Here is a 6,972-nt window from a genome sequence, read left to right as displayed (position 1 = left end):
TTAATGAAATATGCATAAACGAAGACATGAATTAGAAAAATTGGCCATATTAAAATATAATGATTATAGATGAGAAATACTATAGATTCATAAGGCACCAGCAGGAAAAATAATATTCTATTATTCCAAGAGCTATAATCTAAAGTTAAAGCAATATACAGTGATACAACAATTTGTAAAATAGCGATAGGCAGTGCATCCTTTCCCTCTATTACTATGAGATATATTATAAAATTAAAGAAAATTAACATCATTATTAAATAATAAACTTGCTTTAATGTTTCAAGTTCCTGTTCGGGAAAATATTCACTTGGATTTAACAATCTACTTTCACTATCATCTAATTTTTTATAAATTAATTTTCCTACTACAAATAATATGCCAAATATTAAGATTGGAATAAATAATTCACAAATAATATTAAAAATTTCCATAACTATACTTTATCAAAACATATATTTTAATCTTAATTATAACCTAGTTAAAAAAAGAAAACATTAACATTCCAAAACTGCTGAACCTCGGGATGAGGTGGCACGCTACCCTATACCCATTAGAGTATACAGCCCTTGAAGTAAGAATCCTCAACTTCTACAAGTTGAGTTAGTTCAAGCTGAAAAAATATGATTTTTCGAATTAAGAATTATCGATTTTCTCTTTTCTTTTAAATTTACAGTAAATGGTGCCAATACCCCAATATTGAGTTACAAACATGAATAAAAATAATAAAACATCCCATGCATAATTTAAAATATCAACTGGAAAAACAATATGGGTAAGAGATGAAAAAAGAACAATAGCTAAAACAATAAAAGTATAGTCTTTTGCATAATGCTTCCAACCAATCAAATCAATATTTCTTTTAATGCCAACTAAATCAAAAGCAGATATTATACTTCCCGTATCAGCAAGCCTGGCCAATGCGATTTCCATGAAAAATACAGTAATATAAAATAAAATAGCTCCTAAAACAACAAAAACTAATGCATCCACAGGATTATGTGAAAACAATAAATGTATTGTATTAGGATAGTCCATTAACAAATCTTCCAAATCAAAATTGGGAAACCCCAATGGAGAACAAATGAAATATAAAATATATCCCTGAACACCTAAATAAACCAAATAAACAATAACTGACTTAAATCCCAATATCAAAATATCTTTAATCATAATTTTTGGTAATCTAATACCCTCATTTATTCTATCACGAGTAATTGTCATCCCATATCCCAAAAATAGTATCTCCAAGAAAATAATAATTAAGACAGCCCAAAATAAATTTAAATCCTCATAAGATTCAAAAATATATATCCATATGCAGAATATTAACAAAATAAGTAAAAAGAAAGGTTTGTTATATGTACAATAATCCCATACTTTTTTCATTTTAAATAATGGCATGACTACTCCTCAAGTATTATTTTTAAAAAAGAAATAAATAAATTTAACTAATTTAAACTGAATATATTTTAAAATGAAAAAACTTGTTGAAAGTTCAATTTTTCAAATGATCTTAGGGGAGATGAGAAAACTGAACCCCAAATGGGATTTTAACCTAAAATAAGAATCTAGAAACCATCAAATACAATGAAAAGAAATCCCGAAAATATACAAAAATAGTATTAATCTCATCTCCAATAGCTATATTAGTCATAAGTCATATAAATACTTTTAATAAGCAAATAACAATATTTACTTGCGTTAAATATAATTTAAAGCAATTTTACTATTGATTTTGAAATGAAAATATTTCAACTAAATCTTTGATAAAATTGAATTTGAAAAAAAGAAAAGTAGAGAAGTAATTTATCTAATTACTTCAACAATCATGTCCAAGTTTTCAGATTGTAAGATATCCACTTTCTTACCGGATGCTCCGACAATCTCTTTTTTGATATTCAACATAGTTTCAGGAACTACAATTTCACCAATTGCAAGTTCATGATTTTCTTCTAAAACCGCACCGATTTCATCAATATCAGTTGATTTTAAATAACCAATGATTTTACCCGCATCCCCTTTGAATGTTGGTCCTATTTGGGACATGTCAGGTTCAACTTCAATGATTTTTTCATGAACTTCAGGTTTTCCGGAACTTATTTCCAAGTCCTTGATTTTCAATGTTCCTTTAACATCATCGTTGAACTGTTTGAATATTTCAACTAATGAATCATCAGAAGTATAAACATTCACTTCAGCAAGTTCTGCATTCAATGGTATTTTAGAAGCAGATTTGAATCTTCTAACTTCATCAATGAGCTCAACAGTAGTTTCACCTTTAGTTTCCATTTCTTCACTGATTAGTTCATCATATACTTCAGGCCATAAGGTTGTGTGAATTGATTCATCGGAGAAGTATTGGTAAACCTCTTCTGCAAAGAATGGTGCAATTGGAGCTAGCAATTTTAAAGAAGTTTCCACAACTGTTCTTAATGTGTATTTTGCAGCTCTGCGTGATTCATCTGAAACATCAGTGTATAATCTGTATTTTACAGCTTCAATGTATTCGTCACAGAAATCATGCCAGAAGAATCTTTCAATTGATGTGATTGTATCTGCAAAATTATATTCTGCAAAGGCATTGTCCACTTTTTTGTTTAGATTGTTTAATTTAGATAAAATCCATAAATCTAAAGGTCCTAAATTATCTTTAACATCTTCATAATCAATTTCTTCATCGAATATTTGCATGCTTATGAATCTGAATGCATTCCAGAATTTTCTAAGGAACCTGTATCCATGCTTTATGTCTTTCCAATCAAATATTACATCAGATCCAGGAACACTATTAGCTGCCCAGGTTCTAAGGGAATCAGCACCGTATTGTTCAATAACCTCTTCAGGTCCAACTACAAACTCAGGTCTGGATTTACTCATTTTGTTTCCGTCTTCACCGAATACCATACCGTTGATTACAATATCATCAAACGGTTTTTGTCCGGTTAGAGCTAAACAGCGTAATGTAGTATAGAATGCCCATGTACGGATAATATCGTGACCTTGCGGACGGATATTTGATGGGAAATGATTTACATAATCTTCATCAGGCCAGCCTGCAATAGATAGTGGAGAAATTGATGAATCCATCCAGGTGTCCAATACATCCACTTCAGGTATGAACTCTTCACATCCGCATTCACATGCGTGTTTTGGCTTGTCAACTGTTGGATCAATCGGCAAGTCTTCAACATCAGGTACAATGACTTTTCCACAGTCTTTACAGTACCATACCGGAATTGGGGTTGCAAATATTCTTTGTCTTGAAATACACCAGTCCCATTCCATGGAATCCGCCCAGTTTACCATACGGGATTTCATGTGTTCCGGCACCCATTTCATTTCATCTGCTGCAACTTTGGTCTTTTCAATTAAATCCCTTACAGCTACAAACCATTGTTCCTTAAGAAGAATTTCAACAGGAGTCTTACATCTCCAGCATTGCCCAACATTTTGGTCAACCTGCTCTTGTTTTAATAAATATCCTTCAGTATCCAAGTCTTCAATAGTCTGTTTTTTACAGGATTGCAAGTCCATTCCTTCATATCTTCCGGCGGCGGCTGTCAATATACCGGCATCATCCATAATATCAATGACTTCCAGGTCATATTTTTGAACCCAGCTTACGTCAGTTTTATCCCCAAAGGTACAAATCATTACTGCACCTGTACCAAATTCAGGATCTACTTCTTCATCTGCAATGATTTTTACTTTTTGGTGTGATAAAGGCACTTCAACATATTTTCCTAAAAGATGTGTGTATCTTTCATCTTCAGGGTGAATTACGACCGCTACACATGCAGCCATCAATTCAGGACGGGTTGTTGCAATTAAAATACCTTCTGTTTTAGGGTCAGCCTGTTTACCTGACTCCTGTGAAGAAACAATATCATCATATGAATCTTCAACAGCAGGAGGGAAGTTAACATAATTTAAAAATGTAGTATTATCAGAGTATTCAACTTCTGCAAAAGCAATAGCTGTTTGACATCGAGGACACCAGTTTACAGGGTGTTTTCCCTGATAAATCAATCCATCCTCATACATTTTTAAAAATGAATATTGAGTTCTTTTCATGTACTCAGGATTCATGGTTACAAACTCACGAGACCAATCCTGTGAATAACCCATTGCCTTCATGTCGGCTTTCATGCTTGCAATGTTTTTGGTGGTTAAGTCAATACAATATTGTCTGAATTGTGCTCTTGAAACATCATTTTTCTTTATTCCATGAGTTTCTTCAACTTTAACTTCAGTCGGAAGACCATGGCAGTCCCATCCCTGAGGGAAAAGTACATCGAATCCTTTTTGTCTTCTGTATCTTGCATTCATATCAATGTAAACCCAATTCAGGACGTGACCTAAGTGAATTGCACCTGTTGGGTATGGTGGAGGAGTATCGATTACATATCTAGGACGAGATCCATCTCCAATGTATTTGTAGATGTTTTCATCATCCCATTTTTTCCCCCATTCTTTTTCTTTTTTAAAATCATAGTCTTTAGGAATTTCTTCTTTTGACATATATTTTCTCCTAGTTAATGTAAGTAAAAATAATATTATTAATTATGTAGTTTATTATTTAAAAACATTTATAATAGTTAAATATATTATATAATAAAATCAAAATAATAGTATTATAAATTAATGAGGACTGTGAAAAAATGGAATTGTTATGGTTTTATGTTGCAATTATATTGGCCATGAGCGACGTATTACATACTACCTTAATGTGGAAAGTTTTAAATAACTTTTACATTGTGTTAGGTGGCCTAATCCAGCAATCCACCCATTCTACATGGCAAACATGGTTAGTACACGAAATAATGGAAGCGGGATTTCATTTTATAATATTGTCAATAGTTTTCCTAAACCTAACAATCGGAATTGAAGCTGCCCTTATTCATTTTGTTATAGATGTAACCCATACAGTATTCTTACGAGATATGGGCGAATTAGAACATAGAGCACTGCACTTTACTGTAGAATCTATATTTTTCATGTTACTTTATGGATTTTAAAATAATTAATGGAGTTATTAAATGCCAGTTATTACATTCAAATATCAGGATTTAAAAGATTTAGGAATAGATATGGAAAAAGATGAGCTAATAGACACCTTGCCAATGATGTCAAGTGATATTGAAGACTTTGATGATGAGGAAATCAAAGTAGAATTCTTCCCAAACAGACCTGACAACTTGTCTGTTGAAGGAGTAGCTAGATCTTTTAAAGGGTTTATAGGTCAGGAAATTGGTTTTCCGGATTATAAAGTAGAGGAATCCGGTGAATATGTTACTGTAGATAGTGATGTTGCTTCTATCAGACCATACATTGGATTTGCTAAAATAGATAATGTTGATTTTACTGGCGATAAACTCAAATATGTAATGGATTTTCAGGAAAACCTTCACTGGGTTATTGGAAGAGACAGGAAAAAAGTAGCTATCGGTATTCACAATGCGGATGTTGTTGAAGGACCATTCAAATACATTGCAACACCAAAAGATGCAAATGCATTTGTGCCTTTGGAAAAAGACACAGAAATGACTCCTGGCGATATCCTAACAGAGCATGACAAAGGAAAAGCTTATGCTCATTTAATTGAAGATTTTGACAAATATCCATTAATTTTAGATAAAGATGATAATGTCTTATCCATGCCCCCAATCATTAACGGAGAGTTAACCAAACTTAAAGAAGATACTCACAACATCATAGTTGATGTAACCGGTACCGATGAGAGAGCAGTTAATCAGGCATTAAACATTATCTGTTCTTCTTTTGCTGAAGTAGGAGGTCAAATCAAATCCATGGAAGTTAAATATGAAGATAAAACTATTAAAACTCCTGATTTAACCCCTCAAGAGATGAACGTTCATGTTGATACTGCAAATGAATTGATTGGAGGAACCAATCTTAATGCAGAAGAAATAAAAGAATTACTCATGAAAGCACGTTTTGATGCTGAGATTATTGATGAAAATGAAGTCAAAGCAATCATACCTGCTTACAGAGTTGATATATTACACGAAGTTGATATCGTTGAAAATATTGCTGTACAATACCACATTAACGACGTAGTTGCAGAACTTCCTGACATTAACACTGTAGCTTATGAAAATGACTGGTTTAAGGCAGAAAGCACTATCCGTGAAGTGATGGTCACATTAGGTTTCCAGGAAGTAATGAGCTTAATGCTTACAAATGAAGAGGCACATTACGAAAAAATGAATCAAGAAGAAAAACCTCATGTTCAGGTTGCAAGACCAATTACAATCGACAGAACAATGATTAGAACAAGTTTGATGAACAGTTTGATGGAATTTTTAGAGGACAACACCCATGAAGACCTGCCTCAAAAGATCTTTGAAATTGGTGATGTCTTATACCTGGATGAAACCAGGGAAAATAAAACCGTTTCTTCTAAAAAATTAGCTGCACTCGTTTGTCATTCAACTGCAAACTTCAGTGAAATCAAATCCATTGTTACAACCGTTTTAAGTAACTTAGGTTATTCAATGGAAATAACTGACAGTGAAAATAAAACATTCATTAAAGGTAGGGCAGCTGACGTCACAGGTGAATCACAAAAAGGAACAATTAAAGGATTCTTTGGTGAGGTTTCACCTGAAGTCATTACCAACTTTACTTTAGAATATCCTGTAATCGGATTTGAAATTGAATTCATTAACAAATGAATTCATTAACTCTTTTTTTTTAATACCACAATTTTCTCATGTTTGTTTCCATCTCAGAGTAATTGTTAACTACATGACTGCCATCATAATTATAGAAAACAAGAATGAAAATTAACAATAGTATTATTGCAGCTATTAAAATTATTGTCCATTTCTTCAATTATTCACCTACCATTGTCAAAGTTACTGTTCTGTTGTGTCTTGGTCCATCTAATTCAACAAAAAATACTGATTGCCAAGTACCCAAATCAAGTTTTCCATTTTTAACCGG

General features: G+C 32.4%; 6 protein-coding genes and 1 pseudogene. 2 read left to right on the top strand and 5 right to left on the bottom strand.

The annotated features are described in order from the left end of the window. From ACJMLH_RS00645 to ACJMLH_RS00635, 3 genes and pseudogenes are all read right to left on the bottom strand, one after another. Positions 1 to 434 (bottom strand): annotated as a pseudogene (locus ACJMLH_RS00645) (hypothetical protein); the annotation flags it as partial. Between the two features lie 202 nt (positions 435 to 636). Beyond that, a complete protein-coding gene (locus ACJMLH_RS00640) occupies positions 637 to 1,389 on the bottom strand; it encodes a DUF4013 domain-containing protein (protein ID WP_405274028.1) in 753 nt (250 codons plus the stop codon). A 420-nt stretch (positions 1,390 to 1,809) separates the two neighbouring features. Continuing rightward, positions 1,810 to 4,524, bottom strand: a complete 2,715-nt coding sequence (locus ACJMLH_RS00635; protein WP_405274026.1) for a valine--tRNA ligase — start codon at positions 4,522 to 4,524, stop codon at positions 1,810 to 1,812. A 140-nt stretch (positions 4,525 to 4,664) separates the two neighbouring features. Here ACJMLH_RS00635 and ACJMLH_RS00630 point away from each other — a divergent pair, with 140 nt between their 5' ends. Together ACJMLH_RS00630 and pheT are read left to right on the top strand one after the other, a co-directional pair. Next, positions 4,665 to 5,021 (top strand): hypothetical protein, encoded by a 357-nt coding sequence (locus ACJMLH_RS00630; protein ID WP_405274025.1) that lies wholly within the window; start codon positions 4,665 to 4,667, stop codon positions 5,019 to 5,021. Between the two features lie 21 nt (positions 5,022 to 5,042). After that, positions 5,043 to 6,701, top strand: coding sequence for a phenylalanine--tRNA ligase subunit beta (gene pheT / locus ACJMLH_RS00625; protein WP_405274024.1), 1,659 nt, complete (start codon positions 5,043 to 5,045; stop codon positions 6,699 to 6,701). 19 nt (positions 6,702 to 6,720) lie between these two features. Here pheT and ACJMLH_RS00620 read toward each other — a convergent pair whose 3' ends face one another. Further along, positions 6,721 to 6,861: a hypothetical protein gene (locus tag ACJMLH_RS00620; RefSeq protein ID WP_405274023.1), complete on the bottom strand. Its 141-nt coding sequence runs from the start codon at positions 6,859 to 6,861 to the stop codon at positions 6,721 to 6,723. Next, on the bottom strand, positions 6,862 to 6,972 hold a 111-nt coding region (locus ACJMLH_RS00615), incomplete at its 5' end, for a YjbQ family protein (protein ID WP_405274027.1).

It is taken from the genome of Methanobrevibacter sp. (genome assembly GCF_045116495.1).
Taxonomy (GTDB): Archaea; Methanobacteriota; Methanobacteria; order Methanobacteriales; family Methanobacteriaceae; genus Methanocatella.
Note: the sequence above shows the minus strand (reverse complement) of the source record. Positions and strands in the feature narration are given on the sequence as shown.